This is a genomic window from Microbispora sitophila, assembly GCF_014892245.1.
Classification (GTDB): domain Bacteria; phylum Actinomycetota; class Actinomycetes; order Streptosporangiales; family Streptosporangiaceae; genus Microbispora; species Microbispora siamensis.
The window spans coordinates 52,902-72,077 of record NZ_JADBGC010000010.1; the positions used below are offsets into that span (position 1 = coordinate 52,902).

Annotated in this window: 16 protein-coding genes; 3 read left to right on the forward strand and 13 right to left on the reverse strand. The window is 72.9% G+C overall.

Going from position 1 to position 19,176, the window contains the following annotated elements; all coding sequences use genetic code 11:
- Window positions 1-35 precede the first annotated feature (35 nt).
- The 3 genes from IL992_RS19520 to IL992_RS19530 all read right to left on the reverse strand — a co-directional run bounded on the left by IL992_RS19520 (window position 36) and on the right by IL992_RS19530 (window position 7,434).
- Window positions 36-3,293 (reverse strand): ATP-dependent helicase, encoded by a 3,258-nt coding sequence (locus IL992_RS19520; protein ID WP_193204802.1) that lies wholly within the window; start codon window positions 3,291-3,293, stop codon window positions 36-38.
- On the reverse strand, window positions 3,287-6,508 hold the full coding sequence (locus IL992_RS19525; protein WP_193204803.1) for an ATP-dependent helicase: 3,222 nt from the start codon (window positions 6,506-6,508) through the stop codon (window positions 3,287-3,289). Before IL992_RS19525 ends, IL992_RS19520 begins: the two co-directional genes overlap by 7 nt.
- Window positions 6,509-6,579: 71 nt before the next feature.
- The gene (locus tag IL992_RS19530; protein ID WP_193204804.1) at window positions 6,580-7,434 is read right to left on the reverse strand and encodes a helix-turn-helix transcriptional regulator; all 855 of its coding nucleotides are present in this window, start codon (window positions 7,432-7,434) and stop codon (window positions 6,580-6,582) included.
- Window positions 7,435-7,539: 105 nt separating this feature from the next.
- Between IL992_RS19530 and IL992_RS19535 the strand changes: the two genes are divergently transcribed.
- Entirely contained in the window at window positions 7,540-8,304 is a 765-nt protein-coding gene (locus IL992_RS19535; protein WP_193204805.1) for an SDR family oxidoreductase, read from the forward strand.
- A gap of 252 nt (window positions 8,305-8,556) precedes the next feature.
- Here the strand turns inward: IL992_RS19535 and IL992_RS19540 are convergent, their stop codons facing one another.
- The 10 genes from IL992_RS19540 to IL992_RS19585 all read right to left on the reverse strand — a co-directional run bounded on the left by IL992_RS19540 (window position 8,557) and on the right by IL992_RS19585 (window position 18,190).
- Entirely contained in the window at window positions 8,557-8,781 is a 225-nt protein-coding gene (locus IL992_RS19540; RefSeq protein WP_193204806.1) for a hypothetical protein, read from the reverse strand.
- A gap of 169 nt (window positions 8,782-8,950) precedes the next feature.
- A complete protein-coding gene (locus tag IL992_RS19545) occupies window positions 8,951-9,361 on the reverse strand; it encodes a DUF6010 family protein (RefSeq protein ID WP_264295046.1) in 411 nt (136 codons plus the stop codon).
- Between the two features lie 254 nt (window positions 9,362-9,615).
- Window positions 9,616-10,110: a signal peptidase II gene (locus tag IL992_RS19550; protein WP_193204808.1), complete on the reverse strand. Its 495-nt coding sequence runs from the start codon at window positions 10,108-10,110 to the stop codon at window positions 9,616-9,618.
- A 74-nt stretch (window positions 10,111-10,184) separates the two neighbouring features.
- On the reverse strand, window positions 10,185-13,082 hold the full coding sequence (locus tag IL992_RS19555; RefSeq protein ID WP_193204809.1) for a CDP-glycerol glycerophosphotransferase family protein: 2,898 nt from the start codon (window positions 13,080-13,082) through the stop codon (window positions 10,185-10,187).
- Window positions 13,083-13,323: 241 nt separating this feature from the next.
- Complete coding sequence (locus tag IL992_RS19560; protein WP_226873404.1) at window positions 13,324-13,635, reverse strand: MGMT family protein; 312 nt, start codon at window positions 13,633-13,635, stop codon at window positions 13,324-13,326.
- On the reverse strand, window positions 13,632-14,000 hold the full coding sequence (locus tag IL992_RS19565; protein WP_142564563.1) for a hypothetical protein: 369 nt from the start codon (window positions 13,998-14,000) through the stop codon (window positions 13,632-13,634). The genes IL992_RS19560 and IL992_RS19565 overlap by 4 nt, the downstream gene beginning before the upstream one ends.
- A 118-nt stretch (window positions 14,001-14,118) precedes the next feature.
- Window positions 14,119-15,303, reverse strand: coding sequence for a S8 family serine peptidase (locus tag IL992_RS19570; RefSeq protein WP_193204811.1), 1,185 nt, complete (start codon window positions 15,301-15,303; stop codon window positions 14,119-14,121).
- Window positions 15,297-16,202, reverse strand: a complete 906-nt coding sequence (locus IL992_RS19575) for a hypothetical protein (protein WP_226873405.1) — start codon at window positions 16,200-16,202, stop codon at window positions 15,297-15,299. The genes IL992_RS19570 and IL992_RS19575 overlap by 7 nt, the downstream gene beginning before the upstream one ends.
- A 9-nt stretch (window positions 16,203-16,211) precedes the next feature.
- Window positions 16,212-17,477, reverse strand: coding sequence for a S8 family peptidase (locus tag IL992_RS19580; RefSeq protein ID WP_193204812.1), 1,266 nt, complete (start codon window positions 17,475-17,477; stop codon window positions 16,212-16,214).
- Window positions 17,471-18,190: a hypothetical protein gene (locus tag IL992_RS19585; protein ID WP_226873406.1), complete on the reverse strand. Its 720-nt coding sequence runs from the start codon at window positions 18,188-18,190 to the stop codon at window positions 17,471-17,473. The genes IL992_RS19580 and IL992_RS19585 overlap by 7 nt, the downstream gene beginning before the upstream one ends.
- Before the next feature lie 146 nt (window positions 18,191-18,336).
- Between IL992_RS19585 and IL992_RS19590 the strand changes: the two genes are divergently transcribed.
- Both IL992_RS19590 and IL992_RS19595 read left to right on the forward strand, forming a co-directional pair.
- Window positions 18,337-18,804: a hypothetical protein gene (locus tag IL992_RS19590; protein WP_193204813.1), complete on the forward strand. Its 468-nt coding sequence runs from the start codon at window positions 18,337-18,339 to the stop codon at window positions 18,802-18,804.
- Window positions 18,804-19,115 (forward strand): winged helix-turn-helix domain-containing protein, encoded by a 312-nt coding sequence (locus IL992_RS19595; protein ID WP_193205028.1) that lies wholly within the window; start codon window positions 18,804-18,806, stop codon window positions 19,113-19,115. Before IL992_RS19590 ends, IL992_RS19595 begins: the two co-directional genes overlap by 1 nt.
- Window positions 19,116-19,176: the final 61 nt, after the last annotated feature.

Here is a 19,176-nt window from a genome sequence, read left to right on the forward strand (position 1 = left end):
CCTCGTGATCCGGCGACGCCGGCGGCTCCCCTGGATCAGTCCTCGGGAACCCGCTGGATGAACGCGGTGAGGCCGTCCCCGTCGAGGAGGTCCACGGGGCGGACGGTCTCGTTCGAGCGGACGTAGTGGAAGGCCGCCCCGACCTTCTCCAGCGGCACCCCGGCCAGCGCGGCCCAGGCCACCCGGTAGGCCGCGAGCTGCACCGACGCGGTCTCTGCTGCCCTGCCCTGCGGCCGTTCTCCGGTCTTCCAGTCGACCACCACATAGCCGTCGCCCTCGCGGAAGACCGCGTCCATCCGCCCGCGCACCAGGCGGTCGCCGATCATGGTCTCGAACGGGATCTCCAGGTCGACCGGCTCACGCGCGGCCCACTCGCTCTCCTCGAACCGCTCCTGCAGCTCGGCGAGCTGGACGTCGGTCTCCGACATCTCGTCGGCGGCGCCCGGCAGCTCCAGGTCGTCGATCAGGCGCTGCTGTCCCCAGCGCGACTCCAGCCACCGGTGGAAGGTGGTGCCCCTGCGGGCCAGCGGGGCGGGCCTGCGCGGCACCGGCCGGCGCACCTGCCGGGCGAACGCCGCCGGGTCCTGGGCCAGCGTGACCAGCGACGACACCGACAGCCGCGACGGCAGCTCCACGACCGCCCCGGCCCGCTGGCGGTTCGTCTCCCGCTCGCGCAGCAGCAGGTCGGTGTCGCGCGCCCAGGCCCGCATCCGCTCCCGGTCCCGGTCCCTGAGGAGCACGTGACCGTCGGCCGCCGTGGGCGGGCCGTCGCCCATCATCGCCTCCTCCACGAGGCGGGCGCCGTCGAGGATCGCGTCGCGCACCGTGACGGACGGCCACTCGGCCACGGGCGGCTCGGCGAGCAGCGGGTTGTCCGAACTCTCCGGATCCTCGGCCCAGCGGACGGCCCGGGCCCCCGCCTCGCGGATCTCCCGCAGGAAGTCCGACGGCTCCAGCGGCCGCGACGAGGTCCCCCAGCGGTAGCCGGAGGCGATCAGCAGGTAGTGCGCCCTGGTGACGGCGACGTACGCCAGCCGCCGCTCCTCCATCAGGTCACGGTCGCGGCAGCGCTCGTCGAAGGCGCCCAGCGCCTCCCGGTCCAGCCCGGCCAGCTCGGGCAGGTCCGCGCTGTCCCCCCGCAGCGGGTACGGCAGCTTGCGCGGGTTCTCCGTCCACCGTGAGTTGGTGACCGGGGTCGCGGGGAAAATGCTGCCCTTGATCAGCCCGCCCTTCTGGGAGGTGAGCTGCGACAGGCCCGGCACCACCACGACCGGCCACTCCAGTCCCTTGGAGGCGTGGACCGTCATCAGCTTGACCGTGTTGCTGTCGCCGACACGCCCGGCCTCCAGGCCGAACTCCTCGCTCTCCGCCGCCTTCAGGTACGCCAGGAACGCGCCGAGCGTCGGGTCCTCCGAGTCTCCGGCGAACCGCGAGGCGGAGTCGAGGAAGGCGTCGAGGTCGGCGCGGGCGGCCAGCGGGCTGCCTCCCCTGGCGGCGACCTCGACGTCGAGCCCGAGCCGGCGTTCGATCTCGCTGATCAGGTCGGGCAGCGGCTGCCCGGCATGGGCGCGCAACTGGCGCAGCTCACGGGCGGCGGCGGGCAGCCGCATCCGCGCGAGCGGGGAGAACCGTTCCAGCCAGTCGGGCCGGTCGGGCAGCTCGTCGAGCGCGTCGATCAGGCTGCCGCGCTCCTCGGCGAGGTCGGCGACGACCTGGTCGAGCGGGTCCTCCGGGCGCGGCCCTCCCCTGGCCGCCCTGATCTCCTTGTTGAGCTCGCGGGCCAGGTCGCCGAGCACCTTGAGGTCGGCCGGGCCGATCCGCCAGCGCGGCCCGGCGAGCAGCCGGACCAGCGCGTCCCCGGCGGTCGGGTCGTACAGCGCACGCAGGGTCGCCACGATGTCGGCCACCTCGGGCACGGTGAGCAGTCCGCCGAGGCCCACGACCTCCACGGGGATCCCCCGGGCCTCCAGAGCCCGGCGCAGGGCCGGGAACTGCGACCGCTTGCGGGCGAGGATCGCGACGTCCTGCGGCTGCAGGGCGGGGCCGCGCTTGGCCCGCTCGCCCTCACCCCAGGGCAGGCCGTCCGGGGCGCCCTCGCCGTGCAGGATCCCGGCCAGGCCCTCGGCGATCCACTCCGCCTCGTCCTCGGCCGTCTCGTGGAAGGCGCACAGCACCCGCCCCCGGCCCGCCCGGTTGCCGCCCGGCACCAGCACCGGCACCTCACGGGCCTCCCGCCGCAGGGGCGCCTGGATCCGGGCCGCGACGCCGAGCACGTGCTCGCCGTTGCGGAAGCTGACCGACAGCCGCCGCACCTGCGCCGGGTCTCCGGACGCCGCCGGGAAGTCCCGGGGAAAGCGGGACAGGTTGCCCGCCGACGCGCCACGCCAGCCGTAGATCGACTGGCAGGGGTCGCCGACCGCCGTGACCGGGTGGCCGCCGCCGTACAGCGAACGCAGCAGCACGAGCTGGGCGTGACTGGTGTCCTGGTATTCGTCGAGCAGCACGACCGAGAACCGGGACCGCTCGGACGCGCCGACCTCCGGGTGCCGCGAGGCGATCCGCGCGGCCAGCGCCATCTGGTCGCCGTAGTCGATGACCTCCCGGCCGCGCTTGAGCCGTTCGTACGCCTCCACCATCGGCAGCAGTTGCTCGCGGATGGCCTGGATTTCCACCGGCTTGCGCTGGTCCTTGACGATGCGCCCGGTCAGCGAGGCCAGGCGCTCGCGCAGCCAGTCGCCGATCTCGCGTACGTCCGCCGGGTCGCGCAGGTGCTCGGCCAGTTCCCCGGCCAGTTCGAGCACGGCCGCGGTGACGCTGGGCGGGGACAGGTCCACCCGGTCCATCGGCCCGTCGTACTGGCCGACCACCCGGGCCGCCATCTGCCAGGCGACGGCGGGCGTGACGAGCCGCATGGTGGGCTCGAGCCCCTCCCGCAGCGCGTGGTCGGTCACCAGCCGGGCGGCGTACGCGTGGTAGGTGGAGACCGTCGGCTCGGAGTCGAGCAGCTCGGGCTCGACCAGCCCGGCCGCCGCCAGCCCGGCCAGCCGCTGGCGCACCCGCTCGGCCAGCTCGGCGGCGGCCTTGCGGGTGAAGGTGAGGCCGAGGATCTGCTCGGGCCTGGCCAGGCCGTTGGCGACCAGCCAGACCACCCGCCCGGCCATGGTCTCGCTCTTGCCGGATCCCGCCCCCGCCACGACCACCATCGGCTCCAGAGGCGCCTCGATGACGGCCGCCTGCTCGGGAGTGGGCGGGAGGATCCCGAGCCGGCCGGCCAGCTCACCGGGCGTCAGCACACCTGTCCTCCGTTGTCGTTCACAGGGCAGGCGATTTTAGCGGCACAGGTGCGGCAGCCGTCGTTGACCGTGGCGACGAACACGTTGGCGGACATGCCGGTCGCCACCGTCTTGACCAGGCTCTCCGCCCAGTCGGGCTCGGGGTCGTCGGCGAGCGCCCGCTGCGCCTGCTCTCTGGCATCCGCCGACTGGCCGGCCGCCTTGCCCAGGTGCAGCAGGGACGCGCCGCCGGGCTGGACGAGGCCGTGCCGCTCGAACGCCCCGAGCGTCGTGGCGAGCTGATACACCCCGAGCTGCGGATGCCGGTCGATCTCGGTGTCCTTGGGCTTGCCGCTGCCGGTCTTGATGTCGATGATCACGGCGCGGCCGGCCTCGTCCCGCTCGACCCGGTCCACCCGGCCGGTGATCTGGATGTCGTGACCCGGCACCCGTACGGTGAACGCCTCCTCCACCGCGACCAGGTCGCGCGGCTTGTCCTTCTGCCATCGGACGAACCTGTCGACCATCTGCTCGGCGACGCGGCGCTGCTTGCGGTTGAACCACAGCCCGCCGAAGTCGAACTGGTCCCAGATGTCGTCGAGCCGCTTGACGTAGTCGGTGCCGTCCTCGGTGGCCATCGCGGCGATCGCGTGGACGACCGTGCCGAGGCTCTGGGTGACGTTCGACGATCCGGCCCCGACCGCGGTCTCCAGCATCCAGCGCAGCCCGCACTTGGTGAAGCTCTCCACCGACGACGGCGAGATCTGGACGACGTCGTCGGGCCAGCCGAGCGGCCGGTCGTCGGAGATCGGGGTCAGCGCGTACCACTCGCCGGGATTGGCGCCGGGCACTCCGGCCTGGGCGAGCCTGGCGAGGTGCGCGGCGGCCTCGCGGCGCAGCGCCTCGGACTTGCTCGTGTCGCACACGGCCGCGCGCAGGTCCGCGACCAGCGCGGGCATGCTGAGCCACCGCGCCCGGTCGTCCACGGTCGCCGCCTCCACGCCGCCGGGCAGCAGCTCGGTGAGGAACCGGGAAGGCCGTTCGTCGGTGTCCTCACCGCCGACGGCGGTGACGACGAGCTTCCTGCGGGCGCGGGTGGCCGCGACGTAGAACAGCCGCCGTTCCTCGGCGAGCAGCTTGGACGCCAGCGCGGCCGTCGCGGCCTGTGTGGTGTCGAGCGCCGAGCCGCCCGCGAACTCCACCAGCGCCTCGGTGCCGAGCAGCGAGCCGCGCAGGCGCAGGTCGGGCCACAGGCCCTCCTGGACGCCCGCGACCACCACCACGTCCCACTCCAGGCCCTTCGACCGGTGCGCGGTCAGGATCCGTACGGCGTCGCCCTCGGGGGCGGACTCGGCCAGCGAGTCGCCGGCGATCTCCTGGGAGGTCAGGTCGTCGAGGAAGACCGCGACCCCGGCCTTGGGCAGCCGGTCGGTGAAGCGGGCCACGTGGTCGAACAGGGCGACGACGGCGTCAAGGTCGCGGTCGGCCTGGGCGCCCCGCGCCCCGCCCATGAGGCTGGCCTCCGTCCAGCGCTCCGCGAGCCCGCTGGCCTGCCAGATCTCCCACAGCGTCTCCTCCGCCCCCTGGCCGTGCCGTACGGCCTCGCGGGCGGTCGCGATGAGCCGCGCGAGGCGTTCGGCCGGCGCCGCGACGTGCGGTTCGACGCCACTCAGCTCCCGGGCGTCGCGCAGCGCCGCGACCAGCAGCTCGTCGGACGAGCGCGGGGTGAAGGGCAGCCCCGGCTGACCTGCCTCCTCCACGGCGCCGGCCTCCGCGGCGACCGCCTCGTGCTCGGCGATCCGCAGGGCGCGGCGCAGCCGGCGTACACCGATCATGTCGGTGCCGCCGAGCGGACCGGTCAGCAGTTCCTCGGCGGTCGCCACGTCGAGCGTGCCCGGCGCGACGGCGATCCGCAGCAGCGTGATCAGCGGCCGGACGCCGGGCTCCTGCACCAGCGGGAGTTCGTCGCCCGCGACCACGACGGGCACGCCGGCGGTGACCAGCGCCCGCCGCAGCAGCGGCACGTGCCGTACGGCGCTGCGCACCAGCACCGCCATGCGCGACCACGGCACCCCGTCGAGCAGGTGCGCCCGGCGCAGCGTGTCGGCCACCACCGCGGCCTCCTGGCTGGCGCTGTCGGCCAGCAGGACCTTCACCTCGCCCGGATCCGCGTCCCCGACGGGGATCAGGTCGCGGTGGCCTCCGGTCCTGTTCTCGTGACCGGGTACGGCGGGAAGGCGGTAGGCGACGCGGCGGGAGGCCTCGAGCAGGGCCGGGCCGCTGCGACGGCACACGCGCAGCGCGACCACCGGGGCGTCCCGCCCGTCCCGGGCCGGGAACCGCTCGGGGAAGCGCAGGATGCCCTGCACGTCGGCGCCCCGGAAGCCGTAGATGGACTGGTCGGGGTCGCCCACGGCGATCAGGTCGCGCCCGTCTCCCGCGAGCTGCCTGAGCAGGAACTCCTGCGCCGGGTCGGTGTCCTGGTATTCGTCGACGAGCACCAGGTCGTACGCGTCCCGCTCGCGCCGCCGCACCTCGCCGTCGGCCAGCAGGCCGGCCGCCTCGCGGATCAGCTCCGAGTAGTCCAGCGCGGGCACCGGATCGAGGTCGAACCGGTCCTGGTAACGGTAGGAGAACAGCCCGGCGGCCTCCCAGTCGGGCCTGCCGTGCTCGCGGCCCAGTTGCACCAGCGCGTCGCCGTACAGGCCGCGCTCGGCCGCCCGGGACAGGAAGTCGCGCAGCTCTTCGGCGAACCCCCGGGTCTTGAGCAGCTCGCGCATGTCCGCGGGCCAGTGCCGCGCGCCGTCCTCCAGTTCGCCGTGCAGCAGCCGCCGGATCTCCAGCAGCTGCTCGGGACCGGTGAGCAGGCGCGGCGGCGGCTCACCGGCCAGCACCGCCTCCCGGCGCAGCAGCGCGTACGCGTAGCTGTGGAAGGTGAGGGCCAGCGGGGTCCTGGTGGTCCTGCGCATCCGTGCGGTGATGCGCTCGCGCAGTTCTCCGGCCGCCTTGCGGCTGAAGGTGAGAACCAGCACGCGCTCGGGGTCCACGCCGCGGCGCTCGACCCGGTCGACGACGGTCTCCACGATCGTGGTGGTCTTGCCCGTGCCCGGCCCGGCGAGCACGAGCAGGGGCCCGCTCTCGTGCTCCACGACGGCGCGCTGATGTTCGTCCAGCACGGGAGCCGCGCGGCGTCCCACACCCCCGCGCCGCACCAGCCGGTAGTTCTGACCACTCACAGCACAGCATTCCACCAGATCACCGAGGCAGATCGTGCCCGAATGCCCACTCCGTGTCCTCGTCGGGTGAATCAGCCGGCTGTCGTCACCCGTACGCCCGGCTCGGGGAGGTCGCCGCAGCGATGGGCCTGCCGGAGCCGGTCCAGCGTGCGGCCGGTCGGGGAGGCCGGATCGGCGGTGTACATGACAACCAGCAGATCGGGGTCCCCGGGCAGGGCCAGGGTCTCGTACGCGAAGTCCAGGTCGCCGAGCTCCGGGTGCCGCAGCAGCTTGGCTCCGAAGGTCTTCTCGGCCACCCGGTGCTCCTCCCAGAGGCGGGCGAAGTCCGGATCGGCGGACAGGTCGGCGACGAGCGGGCCCAGCAGCGGGTCGTCGGGGTGCCTCCCCGCGTACAGGCGCAGATGGGCGATGGTCTCGGCGGCCACGGCCGGCCAGTCGCGGTAGAACGAACGCGCCCGCGGCGACAGGAACGTCTGGCGGGCCATGTTGCGCTCACCCCCGGGCATGGCCGAGAAACCGTTGATCCGGTCGGAGAGGGCGTTCCAGGCCAGCACGTCCATCCGGGGCCCGATGACGCAGGCCGGCAGGGAGTCGGCCGCGTCCAGGAGCATCCGCACCCCGGGCCGGACATGGGCGATGGGAGCCCGCTGGTCGTCCGGCGGGCGGAGGAGACGGCGCAGGTGCGCCCGCTCGGTGCCGTCCATGCGCAGCACCCGGGCGACCGAGTCGAGCACCTCGTCGGAGACGTTGCGTACGCGCTGCTGCTCCAGGCGGATGTAGTACTCGACGCTCACGCCCGCGAGCAGCGCGACCTCCTCACGCCGCAGCCCGCTGACGCGCCGCCGCCCGTGTGCGGGGAGGCCGGCGTCCTCGGGCCGGATCCGGGCCCGGCGAGAGCGCAGGAACCGTCCCAGATCGCCATCCATGGGCCCAAGACTAGTACTGCCGTTACCAGTAAAAGGCGTGCGCTGGGTAAGCCCGGCACGCCCCGCCAGAGTGGCTCTCGTCAAGCTCGAACGCAAGGAGTCATGATGACGAGCTACGAGAACCTGGCCGGACGCGTCGCCGTGGTCACCGGGGCCGCCAGCGGCATGGGAGAGGCGACGGCGCGGCTGCTGGCCGCCTCCGGCGCGAAGGTCGCGCTGCTCGCCCGCCGCGCCGACCGGCTGGAGGACCTGGTCCGGAAGATCGCCGCGGACGGCGGCACCGCGCTGGCCGTGACCGCGGACGTCACCCGGGACGACAGCGTGACCGCCGCCGTCGACCGTGTCCACGCCGAGTTCGGGCCCGTGGACCTGGTGGTCAACGCCGCGGGCGTGATGCTGCCCAACCCGATCGACGACGGCCGCCTCGACGAGTGGACGCGCATGCTCGACACGAACATCGCGGGCGTCCTGCGGGTGACGCGGGCCTTCACGGCCGACCTGCTCACCGCGGCGGCGGAGGGCCGTACGGCCGACCTCGTCAACATCTCGTCGATCGGCGCCCACCTCGTCTTCCCCGGCTACGCCGTCTATGGGGCGACCAAGGCCGCCCTCACCCACCTGTCCACGAACCTGCGTGCGGAGTTCGGCCCGCGCGGCGTGCGGGTGACCAACATCGAGCCGGGCCTCACGGCGACGGAACTGGGCGACCACGTCGACAGCCCGGAGCTCGGGGCGCAACTGGCCGGGATGTTCCAGGTCATCACGCCCATGACCGCCGAGGAGATCGCCGACCTGATCGGGTACACGGTCAGCCGGGCCAAGCACGTCAACCTCCGTCAGGTCGTCGTGCTGCCGACGAACCAGGCCTGAGGTCACCGTGCGCCGGGCGTCCCCGTCTCAGCCACGCTCGAATGAGCGGCGTAACGAGCACCCCGATTGACGGGAATTACCAATTGTTCTCGACGCGCTTGTCCGGGAACACCGAGAGACAAGGCATCACGAAAATCGCCACCGCACCGGACGCCACTCGACACGCGACGGAATCAACCCGACCCATGCGAGAGCGTCCGGGATTGGCCTTGATCGCGGATAGCGTGCGAAAGGAATGCCGTCAGCTGACGGTCAGGCCCACAACGCCCAGGTCGGCCCGTAGGTGTTGCTCATGTAGGAACAGCTGTAGGAGGTCCACCATCCCCACTGGATGCCGAGGTTCCCGCCGTTGACGCAGTCGGAGTAGAGGTAGTAGACGTACCTGATGCTGTCGGCCTGAGCAGGGGCCGTCCCCACCGAAAGTGTCAGGCCGGCGGCCAGCGCCGCGGTGACGGCCAACGATCGAGCTTTGCCCATTGACTCTCCCTCGGGATTCGTGACGGACATCTCGGAAATCATGACAGCCCTGCCCGCCCCCGACGAGCCCCGGATTTCTGACGGCGCTCTCACGAAATCGTGAGCTCGCCACAGATCGCCGGAAGCCCACGAGATCTCTGAAACATTCACGTATCCGAAAGCACACCCGCTAAGAAGAAACCACATCCGTTGTGCGAGGCCGGGTGACTCGGGTCCGGACGAGGCCGATGAGCGAGGGACCGCCCCAGAAGCACCACAGGGCGATGACGGGATCGCAGATGGCGCAGCCGAAGGACGAGTCATGGGCGAAGGGAATGATCGGGCTGCCCTTGAGGTGGTGAAGGATGTCCCACCCGGTGTGCAGCAGCCAGGCGATCCCGATGAACGTCCACGACTCCAGGCCGCGGTAGGCGCAGTACGCGACGAGGGCGGTGAAGGGGAACTCCCAGCCGCCGAGGCCCCCGCCGCTGAGATAGGCGGCCCCCGCTCCGGCCACCATGATGGCGTTGAAGCGGCGGCGGTGCGGTTCGGGGATCAGCGACATCAGCACGGCGTAGGCGAGGCCGATCAGGATCGGCATGACAAGACTCATGATCGTGCGGCTTTCTGGAATGGCTCTCGATGGCGCGAGCAGACGGCCGGCACCGCGAATGGTGACGGCGAACCCGCGTCAGAAAGCCAACCAGTCGGCCGGCGCCCCTTCCCAGGGGAATTGACGACACATGCCGACGGGATCCCGCCAGGCGCCGGGGCGAAATGCCGCGCCCCGGGCCGCATGGAGACGGCCCGGGGCGTAGCAGGCTTACCGGTCAGGAGGAGAACGCCGGGACCCGCCTACGCGGATGGACGTCCCTTGTCTGCCACGTCCCCGAGAGGGACATTGCGCAGGCTGAGCAGCAGGAGGAGGGCACAGCCCACGGTGAGCGCGATGTCGGCGACATTGCCGACGAACAGGCCGCCGTAGTCGATGAAGTCCACGACATGGCCCTGGGCGAAGCCGGGCGGGCGGAAGAGGCGGTCGAGCAGATGGGAGGTGGCGCCCCCCAGCAGGGCACCCAGCACCAAAGTCCACGCAGGCGACCGCAGCCGCCGCCCGACGTACAGGATGCCGGCGACCGCGGCGGCCGCCGTCAGGGTGAACACCCACGTCGTCCCCTCGCCGATCGAGAACGCGGCACCGGAGTTCAGCAACAGCCGCAACCCGATCAGCCGCGGGATCACCGTGATGCCCTCACCGTCCGAAAGCGCGGAGATCGCCCAGAACTTGGAGGCCTGGTCCACGAGAAGAACCACCGCGGCCAGCACGAGCATTCGCCCGTACGGCCGCATTCCCGGTCTCGTCCCCTGCGAACCTCGTCCGTCCGACACCTCTGCCTCGCAATCCGCGACGTTCCCGGTTCCGGTCAGGAGGAGAATACCTGGTCGATGACGCGGGCGGTGGCCTTGCCGTTGTCGTGCGGCGCGTAGGTCCGGACGAAGGCCGCGTAACGATCGGCCAGCTTGGCGGTCACGGTGTCGATGTTCCGCAGGACCTCCACGACCTCGGGCGAGGTCTCCAGCCGCGGTCCCGGGCGCTGCGACTCCAGGTCGAGATACAGCCCGCGGGACGAGCGATACTTGGCCAGGTCCGGCGTGAACAGCACGACCGGCCGCCCGGTCGCCACGAAGTCGAACATGACCGACGAGTAGTCGGTGACGAGCACGTCGGCGATCAGCAGCAGATCGGCGGTGTCGGGGTAGGTCGTGACGTCGATCGCGAAGCCGTCGTGCGCGTTCACGTGGGGGAAGGCCTGCATCATGTGGCCGCGGACCAGCACCACGTGGTCGGCGCCGAGTGCCCGCTTCGCGTCCGCCAGGTCGAGCTTGACGGCGGCGTTCCTGCGGTCGTAGTCGCGGTAGGTCGGCGCGTACAGGACGACCCGCTTGCCCTCGGGGATGCCGATCCGGCGCCGGATCTCCGCCGCCAGCACGTCACGGTCACCGGAGACGAGGACGTCGTTGCGCGGGTATCCCGACTCCAGGACCTCGCCCTCGTAGCCGAAGGCCTTGCGCAGCACGGACGACGCCCACGGGCTCTGTGACAGCAGCAGGTCCCAGCCGCGGACCTCCACGGCCTGGCGGTGCCACACCGGGGGCCGGGGCTCGCGCTTCATGTGGGCCTGGTCGCGGCCGATGTGCTTGACCGGCGTGCCGTGCCAGGTCTGCACGCACACCTGGTCCTCACGGGTGCGGAACCACTGCGGCATGAAGTTGTTGGAGACGATGTAGCGGGCGCGGGCCAGCGCCTCGTAGTGCTCCCGGCTGCCCTCGCGGACGACCGTGGGCACCACGCCGTCGCCGAGGCCCAGCTCGCGCGAGCCCGGCGGGACGAACGCGCCGTCCCTGACGACCCAGATGTGCTCGCCCTCGTCGCCGCGCCGCAGCCGCTCCTCGTAGATGGCGCGCGGGTTGTCGGAGTAGGCGCGGCCGTCGAAGGAGACGTAGACGGTGGCCTCACGCAGCGGCCGGGCGCGCTCGGCGGGGTAGAAGGTGCGGCTGAGCGCCCACACGCCCGCCGCGCTCCGCTCGTCGCCGGGCCGATCCTCGGCCGCCACGAGCACCGGCACGTCGTAGCGGGTGGCGACGAACCGGTAGACCCGGCCGCCGATGACCCGAGGGCTCTCGTCCAGGGCGTCGAGGGCGGCGTGGTCGAACCGGGCGGGCACCATGGCGGGGCCGTACCTGCCGGGCGGGGCCACCGAGACGTTCCAGGCGCCCTCGGCCAGCGGCACGGCCGATCCGAAGCGCGGCATCGCGCCGGGCGACAGCCGTACGGTGAACCGCTCGCCGTCGCGCTCGAGCGGCACGCGGATCGTGAGCCCGCCCCGGTGCCGCAGCACGAGGTCGCGCGGGCCCTGGTCGGGGTCGGGGTAGCGACCGGTGAGCGTGATCGACTCGTCGTGCCACTCGGCCGAGGTGATCACGGGCAGGATCTTGTGGCCCGAGATGACGACACGGTCGCGCCGGTCGCCCTGCACCGTGACCTCGCGCTCGCCGATGAGCAGGCGGGTCTCCTCCGCGCCCTCCAGCATGACGGCCGCGGCCGGGTCTCCCTTGGGCTCGACCCACAGCCGCCGGGACTCCGCGTTGAGCAGGGTGCCGACCGCGAGCGACAGCGAGAAGCGGCTGCCGCCCTCGACCGGGGCGAAGTCGGCCGACATGCGGTGCCCGCCGACGCGGGCCTTGCCCTTGCTGATGGGCCGGCCCGGCAGGAAGCCGGTGAGCTCGATGTTGTCGCCGTTCAGCTGCACACCGGTGAGCTGGGCGCGGGTCGGCTGGTAGACCACCTGCAGCGCCTTGTCGGAGGTCCACACGGGCCGCACCCACCAGCGCGGGCGCACCTGCAGCCCGGCCGGGCGCTCGGTGCGGCCGATCACCGGACCGCGCAGCACGCCCTTGGCGCGGGCGGCGCGGCTCCAGATGACGATCTCGGCCCGCCAGGTGGTGGTGTCCTGGACGGTGTGGCGGCGGCGCAGCACCCGCTTCGTGCCGCGCACCAGGGCCCGCACTCCGGCGCGCCAGCGCAGGGCGAACGGATGCAGCTCGGCCGTGAAGCCGGCCCAGTCGTAGTTGCATCCGGGTTCGCGGGCGGCGTGGGTGGCCTCGGGACGGTAGGTCCTGCGGGTCTTCATCGTGACCCGGGGCAGCCAGCGGGGGCCGTGCAGCACGACGGTGGCGCGGTTGAACCGCCCGCTGCGGACCGACAGGCCCGCGATGTAGGCGTGTCCGGTCACCCTCAGCCGGTTGCCCACCCAGGTGATGTCGTCGATCTGCGTGACCGGCACGAGGTCGGCTGCCCGCAGGCGCAGCAGCGAGGGGTCGCCGACCTCGACCGGCAGGTCGGCGTACCACCGCAGGCCCCGCCGGACCCGGCGGGAGGGCTCGGCCGCGGCGGCGGCGAGCTTGGCCAGCGCGTCGCTCTCGGCGAGCTCGCCCGGGTCCTGCGTCTCGATCAGGTGGCAGGCGACCCGGCGCCCGACCGGCAGCTCACGCTTGACCTTCGGATCGACCTCGGCGAGGTACGGCCGGAGCGCGTCGATGGTCTGGCGGCGACGGGCGGGCCCGCGCTTGGCTGCGGCGTCGAGGCGCAGACCCAGGGGACCGACGATCGCCTCACGGTCGACCTCCCGGCGCTGCGCGGGGCTCAGCCCCTCCGCGCGCACGAGCGCCACCAGCGCGTCTATCGGCTCACCCCGGTCGTATAGCTCCTGGACAGCCCGCAGTCGTTCAGCGACGACGTCGCCCGTGGGTGCGGGTGTCATACGGGAGGCACCACCCTTCGCCAGACCAGTGTTCAGAAAATGGTAATGCCCGCAGAACACTGCCGGACCTGACTCGCGGAAGCCTGTGGATTTCCTGTGAATCAGCGGGTGACTCCCCTGTGGCACGGGGTGACGAGCGGCACTACGCCGGGGGGGAGGGCGCCCATCCGACCACCCTAAGCGCGGCTTGTCAGCTCCCTGGTCAGGGCCTCGAACGGGCTATCGTGATCACCGGCGACGGTCAGGCGCGGCCGTCCCAGCGGGCCGCGCGCATGTCGGCGCGGGCGCCGCGGACGGGGGTGCCCTCCTCGCGCCACCGGGCCAGGCATTCGCCCTCAAGGCCGGGCGCGGGACTGCCGTCGGCGTGGATCACCCGCCACCACGGCACGGCCCCGCCCCACAGCGACATCACACGGCCGACCTGCCGGGGGCCGCCCTCGCCGAGATACTCGGCGACGTCTCCGTACGACATCACCTTGCCGGGCGGGATCCGCTCGACCAGGTCGAGCACCCGCTCCGCGTACGGCGGCGGCTGGCCGCGGCCGTCCCTCAAGCGCTCCACTCGGTGGGCCCGGCCGCGATGATCTCTTCGAGCTTGCCGAACTCATAGGTGGACGATCCGTTGATCTGCTCGACGACGCCGTTCCTGATGCCGTACGCCTCGCCGTCCTCACCCACGAGCCGCGCCCCCATGAGATCGGTGAGAAGTGCCAGCTGGGCGACCTGCCAGTCGGACCCGGGCTGGCCGGAGAGCCGTCCCGACCAGGTCGCGATCTGGTGCACGGAGTCGCCGTGGCGCGCGACGATCTCGCCCGCCTCGTGCGACCCGCGCAGCTCGAATCCGGCCCGCGCCGAGACGCTCGCGAGTTCGGCGTAGGCGAGCGGTGCATCCCGCTCTACGCGCAGCTCGTACCCCATGAGCCGCGACCCTAGCGAAATTTGACCTGGCTTTGTCACCGGAAACACGAACATCGGGAAGACCGCGTCCGAAATGCTGCAGAACGGCGGCCAACATGTGATCACCGGCGGCATCCGATCACCGGCGGCGCAGCGCGACGGCCGCGGCGCAGAAACCGCCGATTCCGAGGGCGACGGCGATGCCGTAGATCCAGAGCCTAACCGGATCCGGCCCCGGGCGCGCGGGCCCCTGCGAGACCGGGCCCTTGCCGAAATGCGCGTCGTCCTGCACGGACGACGCGTGGCCATATCCGGTCAGCTCCGCGGCCTTCCGCAGGGCCGCCGCCGCGTCCACGATTCCGAATCCGACTTTGTCGTCATAACCCGCGGGCGGGTGAGGACGGGAGGTCGCCGTCAAAGCACGCGACACCAATTCCGGCGACAAATCCGGATATTTCGCCTTTATCAGTGCGATAGTGCCCGCGACGAGCGCGCTGGCCACCCCGGTCCCCGACACGGCCCCCCGGCGACCCCCGGCGAGGGTGACGGGCACGCGGTCGCCCGGAGCGGCGACCAGGACCGACAGGTTGTCGCTGCTGCCCGGGAGCTTGGCGCCCTTGCGGTCGACGGCGGCGACGCCCACCACCCCGGGATAGCCCGCGGGGAACGCCCAGTAGGAGGTGCCGTTCTGCCGGGCGTACGGCGACCGGCCGGCGTCCCCCACGGCCGCGACGAGCACCACGCCCCTCGCCAGCGCGAAGGAGATGGCGTCCCGCTCCACGCGGTCCACGGCGTACGCGGGGACGGGCAGGCAGATGACCTTGGCGCCCTGGCCGGTCGCGTAGCGGATGCCGCGGGCGAGCGGACTGTCCTGTGTCTCCGCGGGTGTCTCCCCTGCCGGGCCCTCGGGCTCCACGGATCCGCCCTCAGGACGGCTCCGGGCCACGGGGAGGGACAGCACCCGCGCCTCCGGCGCGATCCCGGATGTCCCCCCGCCGCGCCCGCTCCCGGCGATCGCCGAGGCCAGCGCGGTCACGTCGTCGCCCGGCCGCACCGTGTCGTCGCCGAACATCGCGCCCGTCATGTCCGGCCCGCGCTCGACCCGGCCGCTCAACTCGGGCACGCCGGTGTCGGGCTGCCCGGCGCCGAGCAGGGCGACGGTCACGCCGGCGCCCTTGCTGACCTTCCAGGCGGCGGCGGCGTTGACGGCGTCGAGCGCCCACCGCGAGTCCTCGCCGCCGGGCGCCGGCGCCGCCCAGACCACCGGTCCGGTCCCGAGGACGACGGCAGTCAGCGCCGCGCAGAGGGAGGCCGGCCTCAGCACGCGTTCCCCTGCGTGCAACGGGGGACGTCCGGGGGCTCTCCGAGGGCGCGCGCGATGCGCCCGGCCACGGTCTCGGCCACGGGCCACATCTCGCTGTTCACCTGTTCCTCCAGGGGGACGGAGGCACGAGTCCTTCCGTCGGTGTACCCCACAGTGGAGAAGACGATGTACGGCCCGGCGCCCACCCATCCGGTGCGCTGGCGCTGGGCCGCGCCGAAGGTGTCGGTGACCGTGCCGGGGAAGGCCACGGGCCGCACGCCCACCCGGTCGTCCACGGGCAGTTCGCCCGCCGCGTCGGCGCGGGCCTGCTCGGTCGGCAGCACGGCGACGCCCACGGTGACGGCGAACGTCGAGGTCTGGTCGACGTAGGTGGCGCGCAGCATGACCTGGCAGCCGTACTTGCGCAGCACCGACGCCACCGGGGAATCGACCGCCGCGGCGCACGCCGCCTCGGGAGCGATGCCCACCCTGCGCGCGTACTGCTGGGCGCGGCCGAGCGCCGCGTACGGAAGCTCCTCGGGGAAGACCATGCCGGCGGGCCAGGCGCGCCACCGCCGGGCCACGTCCTCGGCCACGTAGCGGGCGCGCTCGGCGTCGGTGAGCGGCCTGGACCTGTTCTCCTTGATCAGCCCGACCGACCCCAGCAGCACGTTCACCGCGGCGACGGCGAGGACGACGCCCATGATCGTCAGGTAGAGCGAGCGGAGGCGGATGCCGCGCTCGAGTTCGGCCCGTTCCCTGGCCGCCTGGGCGGCGGCGGCCCGCCCCCTCGACGCCGTCCAGGGCCGCGCGCGGGCGCGGCGGGCGGACGCGCCGAGCGGCACTGCCCGCGGACCCGCCCGCCGGAGGCCGGACGGGGTCCGCGCCGTCTGCGGGATGCGGGACTGCTCGGGCGGCATACCTCGATGCTACGTCGGCAGGCCCGTCGGCCAAGGAGCCGGTGGCAGCGCGTCGTCCTCCTCCCGCTGTCGTCTGCGCGCCCGCCGCGTGAGCACGAGCAGGACGGCCACGCCCGCGCCTGAGCCGGCGAAGGCGCCGAGCGCGATGCCGCCGGACAGGAGGATCGCCCCCGTGTCGCGCCGTACGACCATGATCGGGTCGTGGTCGTTCGCGGCCGAGCGGACGGCACGCGAGGGGTTCTGCACGCCCGGCCCCGACGCCGTGGCGCGGTGGCGGGCGAGGGTGGCCGCGACGCTCAGCGCCCGGTAGGCGTTTACCACCCCGAACCCGGTGCCGGTGTTGTACGGCGCCCGGCGGGCCGGCGACGACGTGAGCGCCTGGGCGACGAGGGCGGGCGACATGCGGGGGTAGCGCGACTTGATCAGCGCGGCGACGCCGGAGACGAGCGCGGTCGCCTGGGAGGTCCCCCGGCCGACCCAGTACTCGTCGCCGGGACCTGCCCCGAGGACGTCGACGCCCGGCGCGGCCACCATCACCGAGGAGTTGCGGTTGGAGAACGAGGCCCGCCTCAGCGTGGACGTGACGGCGGCCACCGAGATCACGCCGGGGATCGCGGCCGGGTAGGAGTACGGCGCGGTCCGCTTGCCCGCGCCGTCGTTGCCCGCCGCGGCGACGAGGACGACGCCCTTGGAGATCGCGTACCTGATCGCCTTACGCTCGTCCTGCGTCGGCATGTCCTTCGACAGCGACAGGTTGATGACCTCGGCGCCGTGGTCCACGGCGTAGCGGATGCCCTTGGCGACCACGGCCTCGTACCGCGCGTCCGAGTTGAACGTGCGGAACCCCGGCTCCTCGTCCTCCAGGATCACCCGCACGGAAAGCACCCTCGCCTCCGGTGCGATGCCGATGATGCCGTCGGCGCCGCCGGGGCCGTGCCCGTGCCCGGCGATGAGCGAGGCCATGTACGTGCCGTGCAGGCGCACCGGCTGCACTCCGCGCGGGTTGGCCCCGGCCGTGTAGTCCCTCCCGGTGACGACCGATCCGGCGAGGTCGCGGTGATCCGGGTCGACTCCCGAGTCCAGGACCGCGACGGTCACGCCCTTGCCTTTCGTCAGCCGCCAGGCGTCGTCGACGTCGAGCGTGCGCAGCACGTCCTGCTGACTGAGCCGTACGTCGTCGGCCCTGGCCGGGCCGGGCACGAGGAACGCGCCACCCGACAGGGCGAGCGCGGCGGCGGACGCCGCGAGGAGCCTGCGGCGCAGCGCGGTCAGCACTGCCACTCCTTGGCCGCGCAGTCCGGGGACGCCGGCGCGGTGAGGATGGCGCCGACCTCCTCGGCCAGGTCCGCCGTGAACGAGAACATGGTCTCCCGCTGCTCCCCGAGCGCACGGGCCGGACGCCCGTCGACCTGCCCCGCCGTCGTCATCACGAGGTACGGCCCGGCCGTACGCAGGGTCAGCGACTGGCGCCCGCTCGCGGTGAAGCGGTCGGTCACGGTGCCGGGGAACGCGAGGGCGCGCAGCCCGGGGGCGGGCGACCCGTCGCCGGGGAAGATCGGGATGGCCGAGCGCGCTTTGAGCTCGTCGGGAAAGGCCGCCACACCGATCGTCACCACGATGCCCTGGAGTGCGTCGAGGTAGGTGGCCCGCAGGATCGCCCGGCAACCGGCCGCCGTCATCTGGCCGGCGATGGCCGCGTCGACGGCGCCCCGGCAGTCGGTGCGCGTGGAGATGCCCACCCGCCGCGCCGACTCGCGCGCGCCCTGCTCGCTCGTGTAGGCCAGGGTGGCGGGGAAGATCCGGCCGGCCGGCCAGCGCTCCCACCGCAGCGCCGTCTCGGCCGCCTGGGCCTCGCGCAACTCCGCGGCGCTCGGCCCTCTGGTCAGTTCGGCGACGGCGGCGCTGGCCGCGATCCCGCCCACGATCGCGCAGACGAGGGTGATCGCGGAGGCCACGGCCACGGCCGGCCAGGTCCGCGTCTCGCCCACTGCGCCTCCGTTCCCTTCGCGGCCTCCCTCCTCCAGTGACCTTAACGCGACCTACCGACCGCCATCCCCACAAATGCCCCCGGAAAGTACTTGACGCTTCGGAAAGTGAAAAGTACTTTCCTCACTGGAAAGAGGTGGTGACGCGAATGAACTCCGAGGAAGCGGCGCGGAGCCTGGCGACGATCCGGCAGACGCAGGCGAAGGCACTGTCGGCCGAGCCCTGGTTTCCCACCTGGTACGGCGTCGGCGTGGGGCTGTTCGTGACCGGCATGCAGTTCGTCACCGAGCCCGGCACCCCCGTCCCGGTGACGGTGGCCCTGGGGCTCCTGCTCGTCGCCGGCCTGGGCGCGCTGGTCGCCGTCCTGGTGCACACCCGCAGGATCAAGGTCCACCGCAGCCTGATGCGCCCAAAGATGATCGCCGCCCTGATGGCCTGGATCGGCACGGCGGTCGCGCTCTGCCTGGCCCTGGCCTTCGCGATCGACGCCGCCGGAGTGGCCTACGCCCGGACGTACGCCGCCCTCGTGATGACCGCGTACCTGCTCGTCACCGGGCCCCTCGCCGGCCGCCTGCTCACCGGGATGCTGGTGCGCCGGGCGGTGGGCGGCTCGTGATGGACCTCGACCCCGTCATCCACGCGCCGGCCCGCCTGCAGATCGTCTCGTTGCTCGCGGCGGCCGAGGAGGCGGAGTTCGGGTTCGTCCGCGACACCGTCGGCGTCAGCGACTCCGTCCTGTCCAAGCACGGCAGCGCGCTGGAGAGCGCCGGCTACGTCGCCGTACGCAAGGGATACGTGGGCAAGCGGCCCAAGACGTGGTTCAAGCTCACGGACAAGGGACGGGCGGCGTTCGCCGCGTACGTCGAGAACCTGCAGCGCATCGTCGCGCCCAGCGGCCTCAGCGTGGTGCCGGACGAACGCGTTTAGAGCGTGCACGGCGATGGCCGCCGCCTCATCGGGAGGCGGCGGCCGTCGTCCTGTCGTCGCG